The 17,034-nt window shown below is 48.0% G+C and carries 13 protein-coding genes; 9 read left to right on the forward strand and 4 right to left on the reverse strand.

Going from position 1 to position 17,034, the window contains the following annotated elements; translation table 11 throughout:
- The first annotated feature begins 316 nt into the window (after window positions 1–316).
- The gene (locus JMW05_RS02360; protein ID WP_201503810.1) at window positions 317–1,201 is read left to right on the forward strand and encodes a LysR family transcriptional regulator; all 885 of its coding nucleotides are present in this window, start codon (window positions 317–319) and stop codon (window positions 1,199–1,201) included.
- Between the two features lie 540 nt (window positions 1,202–1,741).
- A complete protein-coding gene (putP, locus tag JMW05_RS02365; protein WP_201503811.1) occupies window positions 1,742–3,244 on the forward strand; it encodes a sodium/proline symporter PutP in 1,503 nt (500 codons plus the stop codon).
- A 509-nt stretch (window positions 3,245–3,753) separates the two neighbouring features.
- Here putP and JMW05_RS02370 read toward each other — a convergent pair.
- Together JMW05_RS02370 and JMW05_RS02375 are read right to left on the reverse strand one after the other, a co-directional pair.
- On the reverse strand, window positions 3,754–5,169 hold the full coding sequence (locus JMW05_RS02370) for an outer membrane protein transport protein (RefSeq protein ID WP_201503812.1): 1,416 nt from the start codon (window positions 5,167–5,169) through the stop codon (window positions 3,754–3,756).
- Between the two features lie 345 nt (window positions 5,170–5,514).
- On the reverse strand, window positions 5,515–5,865 hold the full coding sequence (locus JMW05_RS02375) for a SlyX family protein (protein ID WP_227691411.1): 351 nt from the start codon (window positions 5,863–5,865) through the stop codon (window positions 5,515–5,517).
- Window positions 5,866–6,133: 268 nt separating this feature from the next.
- Here JMW05_RS02375 and JMW05_RS02380 point away from each other — a divergent pair, with 268 nt between their 5' ends.
- The 6 genes from JMW05_RS02380 (at window position 6,134) to JMW05_RS02405 (ending at window position 12,297) form a co-directional block, all read left to right on the forward strand.
- A complete protein-coding gene (locus tag JMW05_RS02380) occupies window positions 6,134–8,059 on the forward strand; it encodes an ATP-binding cassette domain-containing protein (protein WP_201503813.1) in 1,926 nt (641 codons plus the stop codon).
- 468 nt (window positions 8,060–8,527) lie between these two features.
- The gene (gene petA / locus JMW05_RS02385; RefSeq protein WP_201503814.1) at window positions 8,528–9,112 is read left to right on the forward strand and encodes a ubiquinol-cytochrome c reductase iron-sulfur subunit; all 585 of its coding nucleotides are present in this window, start codon (window positions 8,528–8,530) and stop codon (window positions 9,110–9,112) included.
- Window positions 9,113–9,134: 22 nt separating this feature from the next.
- Entirely contained in the window at window positions 9,135–10,340 is a 1,206-nt protein-coding gene (locus JMW05_RS02390) for a cytochrome b (RefSeq protein WP_201505491.1), read from the forward strand.
- Entirely contained in the window at window positions 10,340–11,056 is a 717-nt protein-coding gene (locus JMW05_RS02395) for a cytochrome c1 (RefSeq protein ID WP_201503815.1), read from the forward strand. Before JMW05_RS02390 ends, JMW05_RS02395 begins: the two co-directional genes overlap by 1 nt.
- A gap of 162 nt (window positions 11,057–11,218) precedes the next feature.
- Window positions 11,219–11,833, forward strand: coding sequence for a glutathione S-transferase N-terminal domain-containing protein (locus tag JMW05_RS02400; RefSeq protein ID WP_201503816.1), 615 nt, complete (start codon window positions 11,219–11,221; stop codon window positions 11,831–11,833).
- A gap of 44 nt (window positions 11,834–11,877) precedes the next feature.
- Entirely contained in the window at window positions 11,878–12,297 is a 420-nt protein-coding gene (locus tag JMW05_RS02405) for a ClpXP protease specificity-enhancing factor (protein ID WP_201503817.1), read from the forward strand.
- A gap of 259 nt (window positions 12,298–12,556) precedes the next feature.
- On the opposite strand, the gene dcd is transcribed toward JMW05_RS02405, so the two are convergent.
- Window positions 12,557–13,132: a dCTP deaminase gene (dcd, locus tag JMW05_RS02410; RefSeq protein WP_201503818.1), complete on the reverse strand. Its 576-nt coding sequence runs from the start codon at window positions 13,130–13,132 to the stop codon at window positions 12,557–12,559.
- Window positions 13,133–13,208: 76 nt separating this feature from the next.
- Window positions 13,209–14,393, reverse strand: a complete 1,185-nt coding sequence (gene apbC / locus JMW05_RS02415; RefSeq protein ID WP_201503819.1) for an iron-sulfur cluster carrier protein ApbC — start codon at window positions 14,391–14,393, stop codon at window positions 13,209–13,211.
- 430 nt (window positions 14,394–14,823) lie between these two features.
- Between apbC and metG the strand changes: the two genes are divergently transcribed.
- The gene (gene metG / locus JMW05_RS02420) at window positions 14,824–16,932 is read left to right on the forward strand and encodes a methionine--tRNA ligase (RefSeq protein WP_227691412.1); all 2,109 of its coding nucleotides are present in this window, start codon (window positions 14,824–14,826) and stop codon (window positions 16,930–16,932) included.
- Window positions 16,933–17,034 lie beyond the last annotated feature (102 nt).

Genomic DNA, 17,034 nt, shown 5'->3' on the forward strand with positions numbered 1-17,034 from the left:
GCGTCACATGTTGGCGATGAATGGCGATACCGTTTTTCTTCTTAACGTATTGTGTATCAGCGTATCACTGCTTAGCGCTTCTTGGGTGATGGTGTGTATCGCCGTGATAGTCAATCCACCCCCGTATGCGCTGAAAAAGTGCGTTCATGTCTTGTGATTATAACAGGCTAATTCTATAATAATAATTGATGATTTTTATCTGTTCACAAACTTTTTTTTCTCATTCCTAATAAAGAAGACGGTTTTTCTTTAATTAATGATGGGTTGTGATTGGATGCTTTGATAACAACTGCCAAGCTATGCTAAGGATATCGGTGTGAATACAACCAATTTGACAACCTTTGTGACCGTCATGCAAACCGGCAGCATCTCAGGTGCTGCCGAAAAGCTGTTCATCACCCAGCCTGCTGTCAGTAAACGCATTAAAAATCTAGAAGATGAGTTTAACATCACCTTATTTGATACGGTCGGGCGCGGTATCGTACCCACCCAAGCCGCCAATGAAATGCTGCCGCATGCCAAGCGCTGGCTTGAAGATTACAAGAACTTTAAGATTAATCTGCAAAACAATCAGCAAACCGTCTCAGGCAAGCTGGTCATCGGCACCAGTCATCATATCGGTCTGCACCATCTCGCCCCCGTGCTCAAGCACTTTATTCAGCAGCACCCTGCCGTACAGCTTGAGGTGCACTTTGTAGACTCTGAAGAGGCGCACAAGGCGGTCATCGATGGCGATTTGTCTTTGGCGTTCTTAACGCTACCGCCTATTTATGACAAGCGCTTGACCTACCACACGTTATGGTCTGACCCTTTGTACTTTATGACCGGCGCATTGTCACCACTTGCCAAAAAAACCAATGTCACCTTAGAGCAGCTTGCGCATTATCCAGCGATTCTGCCCTCTGCCAACACCTTTACCAGTCAAATCACCTTGTCAGAATTTGCCAAGCACAATCTAAAACCCTACGCCACCATGAGCACCAACCCGCTAGAATCCATACGCATGCTGGTGTCTATCGGTCTTGGGTGGTCGGTATTGCCACAGACGCTTATCAGTCAAGATTTGGAGCGTATTGATATGGCGGATAACATTGAGCTGCAGCGGTATTTGGGGGTGGTCATCAATCCAAAACTGACCCCCTCTAGCAGTGTTGAAGCTTTATTGAAAATGCTTGCTCCGATTGATTATGTGACGAAATGAGACACTTGGTAACTGTATGGTTGCTTTGTTCGCAATCGGTTCACCTATACGTTATAATGCCGTCTAATTTGTATTTATAACATACAGTTACTATAAACACACTAATCAACATATAGCGCATTAATATAGTAAGATAGATTGGTTATATGACTGTGACTACAATTTTTTCTTGTTTTGGATTGGTTTGATAAACTTGTTCTTGCCAGATTGTGTTGTTGTCATATATATTGTGCGTTGACAGTATTACGTTTGTTGATGTTATTAGAGTCAATGGTTAATTGTGTTTGATTGGTGCTTTGTTACTTACACAAGTGCAAAAGCACGCTTAACAGTTTTACATGATTGATTTTATTTGTGGTGTCCCGCGTTGCGGTGGTCTCTATCTAGTATTAATCATCTAAAACTAAACACAACAGCTTACCTGTAGCGTGGCTAGGGTAAGCGCCTTGATTTCCTTCTCAATGTATCACCTTTTTTTATCTGTGGGTGGTCGTATTGATACTTTTATAATAACCAGTAATTTGGTTAAGGACAGGTTTTATGAATGGAATTTCAAGTGGTGTGCTTATATCGCTAGCCGCCTATTTTCTAGTGATGATTGGTATTGGCGTTTATGCCTATTTCCAACAAGCTAATGATTCAGAAGGGTACATGCTCGGTGGACGTAACCTAGGTCCAGCCGTTACTGCACTGTCTGCAGGGGCATCTGATATGTCAGGCTGGCTATTGCTTGGTCTACCTGGCTATATGTACAGTGATGGTGTGGTCAGTGTGTGGATTGCCATTGGTCTGACCGCTGGTGCGTTTTTGAACTATCTTATTGTTGCACCGCGTCTTCGTGTTTACACTGAAGTTGCAAACAACTCAATCACCCTACCCGATTATTTTGCCAACCGCTTTGAAGATAAGTCGCACATGCTGCGCGTTATCTCAGCGATTGTTATTATTTTATTCTTTACCGTATACACCGCAGCGAGCTTGGTCGGCGGCGGTAAATTGTTCGAAAGCTCACTCAACATGTCATACTCAACAGGCCTGTGGGTCACTGCGGGTGTGGTTGTTTGCTATACCTTGTTCGGTGGTTTCTTAGCGGTATCGATGACCGACTTTGTACAGGGCGTCATCATGTTGTTTGCGATGGTTATCGTACCTATCGTTGCCTTCACTGACTTGGGCGGTATCTCTGCGACCACCACTGCGGTCAGCAACATCGACCCAACCTTGTTGAACATCACACAAGGCATGAGTGTTATCGGCATCATCTCGTTGATGGCGTGGGGCTTGGGCTACTTTGGTCAGCCGCACATTATCGTACGTTTCATGGCGATTCGTTCACCAAAAGACGTACCAACAGCACGTAACATCGGTATGAGCTGGATGATTATCAGCCTTATCGGTGCGTTGATGACTGGTTTTGCTGGTCGTGCGTATGTACAAAAAACTGCCATGACACTAGATGACCCTGAGACCATCTTCCTTGTATTTACTCAGTTCTTGTTCCATCCGCTGGTATCTGGTTTCCTACTTGCTGCTATCTTGGCTGCGATTATGAGTACCATTTCATCACAGCTACTGGTGGTATCAAGTTCATTGACAAAAGACGTCTATCAGTTGTTCTTCGACAGAGAAGCACCAGAAGCGCGTCAGGTATTGGTTGGTCGTATCTCAGTTATCGTCGTTGCCGTTGTTTCTATCCTACTGGCTTCTGATCCAAACAGCTCAGTACTTGACCTAGTATCGAACGCTTGGGCAGGTTTCGGTGCAGCATTCGGTCCACTCGTTATCTTCAGCTTGACTTGGAGACGTATGAACCGTAACGGTGCAGTTGCAGGTATGGTTGTCGGTGCGTTGACCGTTATCATCTGGATCTATGGCGGCTTCACGCTAGCTGACGGTACTGCACTAAACAGCTGGTTGTTCGCTATCGTTCCTGGCTTCATCCTAAGTACCATTGCCATCTTTGCTGTAAGTATCATGACTGGTGGCCCGCGCGCTGAAGTTGAGCAGCAGTTCACCGAAATGGAAACGTTGCTAAAGAAATAAGCTAAGCAAATACCCTACTTCGTTATTAAAAATCCCGCCACACTGGCGGGATTTTTTTGGTGTCATATATAGTCAGTCGTCAAAACCGTAGCTGTAGCAACTATGGTTTGATGATACATATCGATACTAGCAATGGTAAAGACAATAGATACAGAGCATATGACACAGCTGTATAATGCGTGTCACCGTGGTTGATTCACTGCCGTTCGTCTCATTGTTTCTCGTTTTACCATGCAGGCGTGTATAAAAATCAGCTTGTGTTCTATGGCTAGGGCTGGTCATGGTTTGATACGTGAGCGGCAATGCATAAAACTCAGTGGTGCAAGGGTATATCACGCATACCGTTATCTGAATACCAAGGATGCGCGTTTGTATTTGCACTGTTATTGTATAACTTGCACATGATTAAGCACACCTTATTGACTCGCTATCTAACAGACAAGACAAACCCTATTTGTCAGGCATAAAAAAAGCGACCCATCATCGGTCGCTTTTTTATCATCTAAGCATTATTTGTCTTGATAAGAGACTTTCACCCCTAAGATATAGCCGTCATTATCTGAAAAATCGCTCACGATTTTGTCTGTTGGGATTTGACCTTGTGCATCACCGAACCACAAATATTTACCACCTGCGGAGACTGCCCAGTTTTCGGTCAGATTGTATTTGGCACCAAGTCCTGCACTATAGTAGCCTTCGACAGGACCGAGTGAGGTGGTTGGGTTGCCCGCACCACTGTCCCAACCGATATTGCCCGATATGGCAAGTGCTGGGGTCACGCGTTTGGCTAAGCCCAGCTCAACCAGCCACTGGTCTTTATCATAATCGACCAACGCCAGTCCTTTATCGTCTTCGGTGACGCGTTTACTGACCTGGTTATACAGTGGCGGTACGATTTCAAAGTCGCCCCATGGCACGTAACGCACGCGAGCGGTGGCCAATGTCGTTGGGTTGATACCTGTCTGGAAGTCTAGGTTGACCGACTCAGGCGTGGTGATATCAATCGTACCACTTTGAGCTGGGTTACCGCCCAAAGCGGCTACCAATGGGTACATTTCAGCAATATCAGCCTCATGGTCAATCTCTGAGCGATAGGTTAATGCCGCTTTTAGACCAATCTCAGGCTTGCTATACGCCATACCAGCCAGCCAGCCATAATCTTGGTCAGGGCTGATGTGTGCGGTATAGCCTGTTGCGCCGCCGTATGCGCTACCACGCAGTTTTACATCTGCTTTTAGACGCTGCGCGACAGGGCCACCATAGACTTGGAAGTTTTTATTTTGACCAAACTTCATACCGAGGATGCCCGTGATGCTCTCGGTACGCACTTCAACTTGTGTGCCTTCGCCTGCAGTACTGGCTTCAGCTTGAGCGCTAGCAACCGCAAGACCCAAACGCTCTGCGCGTGCTTTAAGTGCGGCAGCAGTGGTGGCGTCTCCCGCCTGTACTGCTTGACCAGCTAAAAATTTTAAAGTGTCAATACTTGCGTTTGCCTGCGCCAGACTGGTCACTTGCCCGCCTGTCAATCCGCTGATACTGGCATCCACATCCCCTTGCGCAACAAAGTTATTGTCACCGACATAGTCTGCTGCTGCACCGAACGGCTCATCGTACAGTACACCAACGCTAAAAGTATCATCGATATCGGCTTTGACGCCATAGCGGAAAAAGTCATAAGACTCGGCAATATCATCAATCTTATCGCCTCTTACGTACTCGTTACTGTCCGAAACACCATTGGCGCTGTCATAGCCTGTAACGTCGGCATCAATATAAGTATAAGACGCTTCAGCGTAGAGACCATCTTGTAAAAAGGCAGTGATGTCTTGACCTGAGCGGTCGAGTGCCGCTGCGTGTGTAAGACTGGCTGCAGATAGGCTGGCGACGGCAATGGCGAGGGTTTTTAGGTGAAAGATAGGGCGCATGATATATCTCCAAACATCCTTGTTATTGTTATCTCATATCCTGATAAACCCGTTCTTATAAGCAACTTTTTTATCTAAAAATGAGCATCCTGTTAATAGGATATTAAAGTCTTTTGCACCCCAAAACAACACTAGGAACATAATATTGTTCATTTGTGACTGTTTGGTCACATAACGCTACCCAAATTTATCTTGATACGCACAAAAAAATAAACGCCACTTGTAAGACGGCATCTGCCCTCTCATCAAGTGACGTAAATACACTGTTAATAAGAACTAACTGACCTATTTTAAAGAAAAAACCGCCCACCCTACTCTTTATTGCCGACCCGTTTGTTTGCCGTCCTAATAATGTGGCGGCTTGTCTGCCAGCACGTCAAAAGGCGCAATGCCATCATCAGGCTGCTGATTTTCAATGTGCTTATACATCAGCTGTAATTGACGCTGCATGGTCTGAATATGCTTGTCTTGCTTAGCAACCACGCTATCGAGCTGCTCTAAGCTCAGCTCAAGATGCGCAACCGTCATCTGCAAATCAATGACTTGGGCGGCGATATCGGCCTGCGTCACGCTGTTACTGTCTAGCAGCGTGCTGATACTGGCGACTTGCTCGCTTAGCTTAATCGGACAAATGGGCTCGCCTGAACGAATCTCTGGTACTTTTTCATTTAGGCCATTTTTGGGTGTCATAGTCATAGCTTTCTCGGATATAGGTTATAGGTGGGGGCTTCCCATTATAGGCATCAAGGATTTATCAAAGCGAGAATATACAGGATGTAGTGCTGATTTATGGGTGTCAGTGGTCTGATAAGCACAACTTTAAGAAAGTCATGGATGTCTTGTCGCATGGCAATCGCTGCGTGCTATACTGCCAAACAAAATAGGCAAGCGCCACGGCAATTGACCGTGCGCCTGTAGCCGACCGCATATTTTTATTTACTTTTTTATAAGCTGACGACACATTATGGCACTGATACACCTTAAGAATATTCATCTCGCATTTGGCGTCGCTCCCATCTTAGACGGTATTGATTTTAGCATCAATGAAGGTGAGCGCGTCTGTCTCATCGGTCGTAACGGTGAAGGCAAATCCACGCTGTTCAAGCTCATCAACGGCGCGCTGCACCCTGACAGTGGCGATGTCATCATCAACAAAAGTGTCCGCGTGGCCATGCTTGAGCAGGATGTGCCTGAGACTTCGGGCAACATTTTAGAGATTGTGATGGGTGGCAGCCGACAGACGGCAAATTTGTTGCAAGAATATCACAAGCAGGCTGATTTGTGTGCGACAGGTGATATGGATGCTTGCGAGCGTATGGCGACCTTGCAGCACGACATCGATGCCGTGCATGGCTGGGATTTGGAGCGCGAAGCCACGCGTTTAATCACCACCATGGGTCTCAATCCTGATGACGACTTATCCGCCTTATCAGGCGGGCGTAAGCGCCGTGTGCTGCTCGCGCGGGCGCTGGTGACCAAACCTGATATCCTGCTCCTTGATGAGCCGACCAACCATTTGGACGTCGACAGTATTGAGTGGCTAGAGCGCTTCTTATTGGATTGGCAGGGTCTGACTCTACTGTTCGTAACCCACGATAGAGCGTTCGTGGATAAGCTGGCGACGCGCATTGTTGAGCTGGACCGCGGTCAGCTCTCAAGCTATGACGTGACCCAAGGCGCGACAGGCTACGCCCGCTATCAAGAATTAAAAGAGCAACAACTGCTCGCTGAAGAAAAGAACAACGCCAACTTTGACAAAAAACTGGCGCAAGAAGAAGTTTGGATTCGTCAAGGCATCAAAGCGCGCCGCACCCGTAACGAAGGTCGCGTTCGTGAATTAAAAGCCCTGCGTGAAGAGCGCAAGCGCCGCCGTGAGCAAGTGGGCAATGTCAACATCACCATGGGTGAAGGCGAAAAAAGCGGCAAGCTGGTCTGTAAGGTTAAAAACCTGCATCTGGAATATGAGGGCAACGTACTGGTACACGGCTTTAATACCACAGTAATTCGTGGCGACAAAATCGGCATCATCGGCCCCAACGGCGTGGGCAAAACCACACTTATCAAGGCGCTTTTGGGCATGTCTGACGATGAGGTGACCCAATCAGGCAGCGTCACCTTGGGCACCAACTTGCAAATTGCCTTTTTTGACCAGTTGCGTGACCAGCTCGACCTTGAAGCCAGCGTGGCACAAAACGTCTCTGAAGGCTCCGATTACATCGAAGTTGCGGGCAAAAAGACGCACATCATGAGCTATCTACAAGACTTCTTGTTCGCCCCTGAGCGTGCGCGCACCCCTGTCAAAGCCCTATCAGGTGGTGAGCGTAACCGTGTGCTGCTCGCCAAGCAGCTGCTCAAACCTGCCAACATCTTGGTACTCGATGAGCCGACCAACGACTTGGATATGGCGACCCTTGAGCTGTTAGAAGAGTCGGTCAGCAGCTTTAATGGCACGATTTTGCTCATCAGTCACGACCGTTCATTTATGGACAACGTGGTCACCTCGACGTGGGTCTTTGAAAAAGATGACGAAGGGCGCGGCGTGGTACATGAATACGTCGGCGGCTACCAAGAATACTTGGTACAAAAAGCGCGTATCGATGCCAACAATGCAGACAAAGCTGCGCCAAAGCCAAGCGCCAACAAGGCTGCGCCCAAAAAGCCTGCCAAACCTAGCAAAAAGCTCAACTACAACGAGCAGCGGGAGCTTGAGCGCCTGCCAAAAGAGATTGCCGAGCTGGAGGCTGAGCATGCCGATTTGACCGCAAAACTGGCGGATGGCTCATGGTTTAATGACGACATGGAAGCGGCCACCAAAGGCAGTGAGCGTATTGCTGAGATTGACGAGCTGCTCCTTGAAAAGCTGGAGCGCTGGGAGTCTTTAGAAAACTAAACAACAATGAAGCGCAGTAGCGGCGCAAGCGCATGAGGCATCTTTTTGGGATGTCTCATTTTTTTGTCTGTATGTTACTTTATGATGCGTGTACAATACGCACGCAAAGTGAGCAACAATGCTGAAAGTTAGTGAACATTGTCTAAATTTCAAGTATCATGCTTTATTGCTCAATACCCTTATTATTTTTAAGGTTATAATACAGTACGCTCATTCGAGCACGCTCTAATGTCGCTTTTTAGTAAGCGCTAAGGCCTATAACAGAGCACTGTTGCCCCCTGCAGCACCACTGTCCAGACGGCCTTATTTTTAACACAATAATTTATTTTATGACCAAAATAGCTTAGAATAGCAACAATTAGCAAAATTAGGCACAGCTAAAGTGGCTTACCTATTGGTATTGTAACCGTTCTAAGCCACAAACCCAGTGTGGGATAATCCCATTTCATTCACCTGGAGGAAGTATTAATGAGCCATGCCGAAGGCGTTAATGTACAACGCCGTAGAGTTCTGATTGCCTCGACTGCCGCAATTGGTGCAGCTGGGGTAGCTGCGGTGGCTACACCTTTTGTTCGTTCTTGGTACCCAAGTGCCAAGGCAGAAGCTGCGGGCGCAGCGGTTACCCAAGACATCAGTAGTATCGAAGCAGGACAAATGATTGTCGTAAAATATCGCGGCAAACCCATCTATGTGGTTAAGCGTACCGACGATATGGTTGCAGGATTAGAGTCTGTAACCCCACTACTATCAGACCCTGAGTCTGCAGCATCCGTGCAACCTGAGTACTGCAAAAACGCCACTCGCTCTCGCGACCCCTCTGTGTTGGTGGTAGAAGGCGTGTGTACGCATTTGGGCTGTGCGCCAAACTACCGTCCTGAAGTCGGTGCTGCCGATTTGGGTGGTAACGACTGGTACGGTGGGTTTTTCTGCCCATGCCACGGGTCAAAGTATGATTTAGCAGGTCGCGTCTATAGTGGCGTTCCAGCACCGCTTAACCTACCTGTCCCAGAATATAGTATGGATGGTACTATCCTAACGGTTGGGGAGGCTTAATATGAGTATGGGCAAAAAATTAATGGGTTGGGTGGATGCGCGTTTTCCTGCCACCGAAACCTACGAATACCATATGTCAAAATATTACGCACCAAAGAATTTCAACTTTTGGTATTTTTTTGGCGTATTATCGATGGTCGTATTGGTCAACCAATTGGTGACTGGTATTTGGCTAACCATGATGTACAATCCCAGCGCAGAAGGGGCATTCGCTTCTGTTGAATACATCATGCGTGATGTAAAAGGCGGTTGGCTCATTCGTTACATGCACTCTACAGGCGCATCAGCGTTCTTCGTGGTCGTGTACTTGCATATGTTCCGCGCGCTACTGTACGGATCGTACCAAAAGCCACGTGAGCTGATTTGGCTCATCGGTATGGGTATTTATCTGGCATTGATGGCGGAAGGCTTCTTCGGTTACTTGCTTCCTTGGGGCAACATGTCATTCTGGGGTGCGCAGGTTATCTTGAACTTGCCAGCAGCACTGCCTGTGATTGGCGATGGTCTTGCTGAATGGGTACGTGGTGACTATATCATCTCAGGCATTACCCTAAACCGCTTCTTTGCGCTACACGTGGTTGCGATTCCACTGGTGCTCGTTGGTTTGGTATTTATGCACTTGGTTGCACTACACCATGTGGGCTCAAACAACCCTGATGGTATCGACATCAAGAAGCTAAAAGACAAAAATGGCGTGCCTTTAGATGGCGTTGAATTCCACCCCTACTACACTGTGCATGACATGGTTGGTATCGTGGTGTTCTTCATCTTCTTCTTTGCCGTGGTGTTTTTCTTCCCAGAAGGTGGCGGTTTCTTCCTTGAGCCACCAAACTTTGAGGTTGCCAACTCACTAAAAACCCCAGCACACATTGCGCCTGTATGGTACTACACACCGTTCTACGCCATCTTGCGTGCCGTTCCAAGTAAGCTTGGCGGGGTCATTGCGATGGGTGCAGCGATTGCGGTATTGTTTATCATTCCATGGTTAGACCGCTCGCCAGTACGCTCGATTCGCTACAAAGGTATTTTGTCTAAGATTGCGCTTACGATTTTCGTGATCAGCTTTATCGTTCTAGGCTACCTAGGTGCGACACCTGCGACACCGACCGCTACGATTATGGCGCGTGTCTTTACTGTCCTGTATTTCTTGTTTTTCTTACTGATGCCTATTTACACTGCGATTGAGAAGTGTAAGCAGCCACCAGAACGCGTTACCGGAGGTCACTGATGAACATGCTCACAAAATCCTTAGCTGGTTTGGGCTTAGGCGCGGCATTGACCTTGTTTTCAAGTAGCGCAATGGCAGCAGGCGGTCACGGCTGTGGCACATTCACCAATGCTGAAGGTGAAGACGTCCATTTGGCGTGTAGCGAAGCGCCTGTTGATTTTACCAATAAAGGCTCGCTACAAAACGGTGCTAAGCTGTTTATGAACTACTGTGCTGGCTGTCACTCAGCCAAGTACGTACGTCATTCACGCATCGCCAAAGATTTGGAGATTCCACCTGAGCTGGTCGAAAAGTACCTGATGGTCACTACCGACCAAATCGGTGACCACATCGACTCTGAGATTGATCCTGAGATTCAGGCGTCATGGTTCGGTGCTGCACCGCCTGACTTGTCACTTGAGACGCGTCTGCGTGGTGATGACTGGGTATACACTTACCTGTTGTCATTCTACGAAGACCCAAGCCGTCCTTGGGGCGCGAACAACTTGGTACTTAAAAATGCTGCTATGCCGCACGTGTTGAACAACTTGCAGCAAGACTTGAGTGAAGAAGAATTCCGTAGCGAAGTCGGCGATTTGGTCAACTTTATGGCGTGGATGGGCGAGCCTTCTCGTCATGACCGTCAAGTGATTGGCTTCTTTGTCATCTTGTTCTTATTGGTGCTACTCATCCCTGTATATCTGCTTAACAAAGAGTACTGGAAAGACATCAAATAAGACCCGATACGGTATGTATCGTAAGATTAAGGGCGCTACTTCGGTAGCGTCTTTTTTTATAGGCAAAATAAGCGCTGTACAAGGGCTGGTTACGCTTGCTCCCTTGATAATGCGGGGCACATTGTTTACGATGGCACTCTTTAACAACAATAATAGGCTTTCATGATTGACGCCAATGACATCCCCAGCAGTCAACTGATTTTGTATGCCGATGACGGTTACGACAGTCATGTGGTGCGCTTATTATTAGAAGAAAAACAGCTGGAATACTATCTGTCGCGCCTGCATTCTGAGCGCCCCGAAGATTTGACCGAATTGAACCCCTATCACACCTTGCCTGTATTACAGCAGCGCGAAGTCTCGTTATACGAGATTAATGTGATTTTTGAGTATTTAGAAGAGCGCTACCACAGCCACAAGCTATTGCCCGACACGCCAAAAGCGCGTGCCCAATTTCGCCAGCTCGCTTGGCGTATTCAGCACGATTGGCTCGCGCTGGGACGGCAGCTGCTTACCCACCCTGACAGCTTTGATAAAAAAAGCGCCGCACAGGCACGCAAACAGCTCGCCGACTCGTTGATTACTCTATCGCCACTGTTTGCGCACAAATCGTATTTTATGGCCGATACTTTTGGCTGGTGCGATGTGCTTTTAGCGCCGCTATTGTACCGCTTGGAGTCTATGGACATCGTGCTGCCGCGTGCCATCAGTCGCCCACTTTATGAGTATATGACGCGGCTGTTTGAGCGCGATAGCTTCAAGCAAAGCATTCGCTAATGTTAAACTTGTAACCATCATAATGATAACGAAGGACACCGATTATGAGTGAGAATATCACTGTCACCCCAACCCGCCCTTATATGGTGCGCGCCTTGTATCAATGGATTGAAGACAATCAGCTGACGCCGTACCTGATGGTCGATGCGACCTTACCGAATGTCAGTGTGCCCGTCGAGCACATACAAGAAGGGCGCATTGTGCTCAACATCGCCAGCCGTGCAACAGGCAACATGACCATTGAAAACGACTTTATTCATTTTAATGCGCGTTTTGGTGGGGTGTCGCGGGAGATTTGGGTACCGATGCCAGCCGTTATGGGTATCTATGCCAAAGAAAATCAGCAAGGCATGTTTTTTGACCCAAGTGAATACGCCAACTATACGCCAGAAGCAGACGAAAGCAGCACCCCTGCCAATAAACCAAAGCGTGACAACAAAGCAGGTTTGAAGGTATTGAAGTAATATCGGGCGTGTCATCAATTAGCCCATGAAATCATTTAGCGGTCTTAAACTGGCTAAATCTTGCCAAACAGCGTCAAAAATCTTGTGAATATACCTATATTCTCTGCAATTTTTTCCTTGTTTGACTACGATTTATCTCATTTTAAGCCTCGCTATCTAAATGATGACACGCCCTAGCCACTGTATAAAAATAAGACCAATAAAAAAGCTGGGCGTACGATACGTCCAGCTTTTTTGTTTTTAAAATATCATTGGCATATTACGTACGCGGCAAGGTCACACCGCGTTGTCCTTGGTATTTGCCGCCACGGTCTTTGTAGCTGGTCTCGCAGACGTCGTCTTTGTCACTTTGGAAGAACAGCATCTGTGCCACGCCTTCGCCCGCATAGATACGCGCAGGCAGATTGGTGGTATTACTGAACTCTAGCGTGACGTGCCCTTCCCACTCAGGCTCTAGCGGTGTGACGTTGACGATGATGCCGCAGCGCGCATAGGTCGATTTGCCAAGGCAGATGGTCAATACATCACGCGGGATGCGGAAGTACTCCATGGTGCGTGCCAGTGCAAACGAGTTCGGCGGAATGATGCACTCATCACCAACGATGTCGATAAAGCTTTTGTCATCAAAGTTCTTTGGATCCACGATGGCAGAATGTACGTTGGTAAAGACTTTAAATTCACGGGCGCAGCGCACGTCATAGCCGTAGCTTGAGGTGCCGTAGCTGACCAGTCTTTCTCCTGCTTCATTAAATCGCACTTGTCCCGCTTCAAACGGTTCAATCATGCCATGCTCGGTGGCCATTTGACGAATCCAGCGGTCAGATTTGATAGACATGGGTATTCCTTTGTAAATATAAAGTGGCAGTGATTATACGAAATTGTCCGAAAAATTGACAGCTTAGCAAACGCGCTTAAAAAATACGCGTCTCATCGCTTGGCTTGGCAAATTTATCAATATTGCTTTCGATGTTTTTTGCGATATTGACATAATACTCAGCAAATTCATCGTTGGCTAACACGCTCGGCGTACCGCTATCGACCTGAGCGCGGATACCACTGGCTAACGGCAGCTGCCCAAGTAACGGCACGTGGTACTGCTCAGCGATGCGCTCGCCGCCGCCTGTGCCAAAGATGGCTTCGGTATGGTTGCAGTTGCTGCAAGTGTGTAGCGCCATGTTTTCGACCACGCCCAATACAGGGATATTCGTTTTATTAAACATCTCGATGCCTTTTTGCGCATCCAACAAAGCGATGTGCTGCGGTGTGGTGACAATGACTGCGCCTGTGACGGGGATGCGCTGCGCTAGGGTCAACTGAATGTCCCCTGTACCAGGCGGCATATCAATGACCAAATAATCAAGCTGTGGCCAGTTGGTTTGGTTAAACAGCTGCATCAGTGCGCCCGTGGCTTTTGGTCCACGCCACGCCACAGGGGTGTTGTCTTGCCCAAGCAGACTGCCGATAGACAGCATCGCCATGCCATGCGCATCAATCGGTACGAATTGTTCGTTCTCAAGTTCAGGGCGCTTATCCGCCACGCCCAGCATGCTCGGCACACTTGGACCATAAATATCGGCATCCAAGACACCGACGCGATGCCCCAACTGCTTTAATGCTAAGGCAATATTCACGGTGGTGGTCGATTTTCCCACGCCGCCTTTGCCTGAGGCAACGACGATGATATGACGAATACGCGGATGCGCGGCGATGTCGCTTTGCTTGGGCGCGCCTTTGGTGATGGGTGCTTTTTCGTCTTGCGGATCGCTTGATTGCGGCATGGCGTTGGTGGTCTTTGGTAGGCTATGACCTGCGCCTTTTTTGGCAGCTTGCAAGCGCACATTCATGTGAATCACTTGGATGCCATACGGCTTTAACAATTGACCCAGCTCTGATTGGATACGCTCAGGCTCGCTGTCCTCAGGCAAACGCAGCTCCAGCGTCAGCTCGTTCCCGTTGCGCTCAAGTCCCGTAAGCATTTGCGCGATGCTCGTACCCGCGACTTGGTAGTCTAATAAAACAGTGTCAATATGCTGGTCAATCTCAGCATCGTGCGGCATGTCGGTCTTGTTGCCGCGTTTTTTCATAAAATCAAACATGATGGGCTATCGCTATGTGGTTCGTATTATAAGTGCGTGACGCGCCAGAATCGTGCGGCGCGCAAGAATGTGCCTAGTGTAGCCCAATTGAGGGTATAAAAAAACCACAATGCCTGTCTGTACTTACCGTCTCGTTGGTGCGGACAGCGCAGACTTTTTATCGAGCACGCGGCGCTATCTTTTTTACCGTGGCATAAGCCTTTGCATCAATCACGGTTGGTTTGGTGCCTGTCAGCTGCATCACGACAGCGCGCGTCAGTAGAATTTGTTAGTCAGTAACCAAAATCCGTCTGATTTACGGTATCATAGAGCCAATTTTTAGCCTTTTGGGACGTACGCGGTCTTTTAGCCATCAGCATAAATTTGTTATGGACAGCCAAGAGCACGGCGGCGCAAACCATTTTTTATTCTTTTATTCTTATTATAGGTGATGAAAGTGCGTGAGATTCTAGTAACCAGTGCCTTACCTTATGCCAATGGCGATATCCATTTGGGGCATCTTGTCGAATACATCCAAACGGACATTTGGGTACGCGCAATGAAGGCGCAAGGGCATCAGGTGACCTACGTCTGCGCCGATGATGCGCACGGTACGGCAATCATGCTCAAAGCCGAAGACAACGGTGTCACCCCAGAAGCACAAATTGCCAATGTCAAAGCGGCACACGAAGCCGACTTTGCCAAATTTTTGATTGATTTTGACAATTATCATTCCACCCATTCAGAAGAAAACAAGCACTTTTCAGAATTGATTTACCGCCGTTTGAACAGCGCAGGTCATATCAGCACCAAAGACGTCGAGCAATTATTCGACCCTGAAAAAAAGCTGTTTTTAGCCGACCGTTTTGTTAAAGGCACCTGCCCTGAATGTGGCGCTGAAGACCAATACGGCGACAACTGCGAAGTCTGCGGCACAACTTACAACGCGACTGAGCTAAAAGACCCGCGCTCAACCCTTTCAGGCGCGACACCTGTTCTCAAAACGTCAAAGCATTATTTCTTTGATTTGCCTGAGTTTGAGCAATTTTTGCAAGACTGGACTCGCAGCACCGACCGTTTGCAGCCGTCTATTGCCAATAAACTGCAAGAGTGGTTCGACTCTGGTCTTGCCAGCTGGGACATCTCGCGTGACGCGCCGTATTTTGGTTTCCAAATCCCTGACACCCCAAGCGATGAGCCAGACAAGTATTTTTATGTGTGGCTGGATGCGCCTGTCGGCTATATGGCGAGCTTTAAAAATCTGTGCGACAAGCGTGCGGGCACGGACAAGGCGCTCGATTTTGACCGCTACTGGGCGCAAGAGAATGAGAATAAAACCGAGGTTTATCATTTTATCGGTAAAGACATCGTGTATTTCCACGCGCTGTTTTGGCCTGCCATGCTCGCAGGTAGCGAACTGCGCACGCCAACAGGCGTTTTTGCTCATGGCTTTTTGATGGTCAATGGCGAAAAAATGAGCAAATCACGCGGTACGTTTATCAAAGCGGACACCTATGCCCAGCACTTACAGCCTGAATACTTGCGCTATTACTTTGCCAGCAAGCTGTCGGACAAGGTCGAAGACATTAACCTTGATTTAGAAGACTTTATGCAAAAGGTGAACTCTGACCTTGTGGGTAAAGTGGTCAACATCGCCAGCCGTAGCGCGGGCTTTTTGGTCAAAAAATACGACGGCAAATTGTCAGAAACGTGCGCTGAACCTGCGCTATTAGAAGACATCACCAAAACAGGTGACGACATCGCCGCCGCGTACGAAAACCGTGAGTTCTCACGCGCTATGCGTTTGATTATGCAGTGTGCGGACAAGGCAAACGAATACATCGACACCAAAAAACCGTGGTCACTGGCAAAAGAAGAAGGCACGGAGCAAGAAGTCCAAGACGTCTGCTCGGTCGCTATCAATATCTTCCGTCAGTTGATGGTCTATCTTGCGCCTGTGTTGCCTGAGCTGACCGAAAATTCCAAAGGCTTCCTAAACCTAGACGATTTGAGCTTTGCCAGCCGTAGCGAGTGGCTGCTGGGTCATCAAATCAATAAGTTTAAGCCATTGATGCAGCGTATCGAAAAAACATCTATCGACGCGATGGTTGACGACTCTAAAGCCTCACTTGCCGCTGCTGAGACCACAAAAGACGACAGCAAAAAAGGCGATGATAAAGCGAAAGATAAAAAGGCGGACGCAAAGTCTGCTGATAATGCAGACGCGGGCGACTATATCGGTATCGAAGACTTTGCCAAAGTCGAAATGAAAGTGGCTAAAGTGCTTGCGTGTAATCACGTTGAGGGCGCGGACAAGCTGCTACAGTTCACCCTTGATGTTGGTGAAGACAAGACGCGCAACGTGTTTAGCGGTATTCGCAAGTTTTATGAGCCTGAGCAATTGCAAGGCAAAAAGGTCATCTGCGTGACCAACCTTGCGCCGCGCAAAATGAAATTTGGCATCTCTGAGGGCATGATTTTATCCTCAGGCGACCCAAAAACAGGATTGACCGTAATTACGCTGCCTGATGCGGCAGCTGTGGGCGATACGCTCGCTTAGTTAGCGAGTTATCTAGCGCTTAACATATTGTTTATAGTGACTTTAAAAAGACGTCCTCGTGGCGTCTTTTTTGGTATAACCAAAAGTTTGCGTGACGCATCG

This window comes from Psychrobacter aestuarii (assembly GCF_904846035.1).
Lineage (GTDB): Bacteria > Pseudomonadota > Gammaproteobacteria > Pseudomonadales > Moraxellaceae > Psychrobacter > Psychrobacter aestuarii.

Coding starts and splice junctions, on each gene's coding strand:
- putP (WP_201503811.1), top strand. CDS start 1,742: ATGAATGGAATTTCAAGTGGTGTGCTTATATCGCTAGCCGCCTATTTT.
- JMW05_RS02370 (WP_201503812.1), bottom strand. CDS start 5,169: ATGCGCCCTATCTTTCACCTAAAAACCCTCGCCATTGCCGTCGCCAGC.
- JMW05_RS02375 (WP_227691411.1), bottom strand. CDS start 5,865: ATGACTATGACACCCAAAAATGGCCTAAATGAAAAAGTACCAGAGATT.
- JMW05_RS02380 (WP_201503813.1), top strand. CDS start 6,134: ATGGCACTGATACACCTTAAGAATATTCATCTCGCATTTGGCGTCGCT.
- petA (WP_201503814.1), top strand. CDS start 8,528: ATGAGCCATGCCGAAGGCGTTAATGTACAACGCCGTAGAGTTCTGATT.
- JMW05_RS02390 (WP_201505491.1), top strand. CDS start 9,135: ATGGGTTGGGTGGATGCGCGTTTTCCTGCCACCGAAACCTACGAATAC.
- JMW05_RS02395 (WP_201503815.1), top strand. CDS start 10,340: ATGAACATGCTCACAAAATCCTTAGCTGGTTTGGGCTTAGGCGCGGCA.
- JMW05_RS02400 (WP_201503816.1), top strand. CDS start 11,219: ATGATTGACGCCAATGACATCCCCAGCAGTCAACTGATTTTGTATGCC.
- JMW05_RS02405 (WP_201503817.1), top strand. CDS start 11,878: ATGAGTGAGAATATCACTGTCACCCCAACCCGCCCTTATATGGTGCGC.
- dcd (WP_201503818.1), bottom strand. CDS start 13,132: ATGTCTATCAAATCTGACCGCTGGATTCGTCAAATGGCCACCGAGCAT.
- apbC (WP_201503819.1), bottom strand. CDS start 14,393: ATGTTTGATTTTATGAAAAAACGCGGCAACAAGACCGACATGCCGCAC.
- metG (WP_227691412.1), top strand. CDS start 14,824: ATGAAAGTGCGTGAGATTCTAGTAACCAGTGCCTTACCTTATGCCAAT.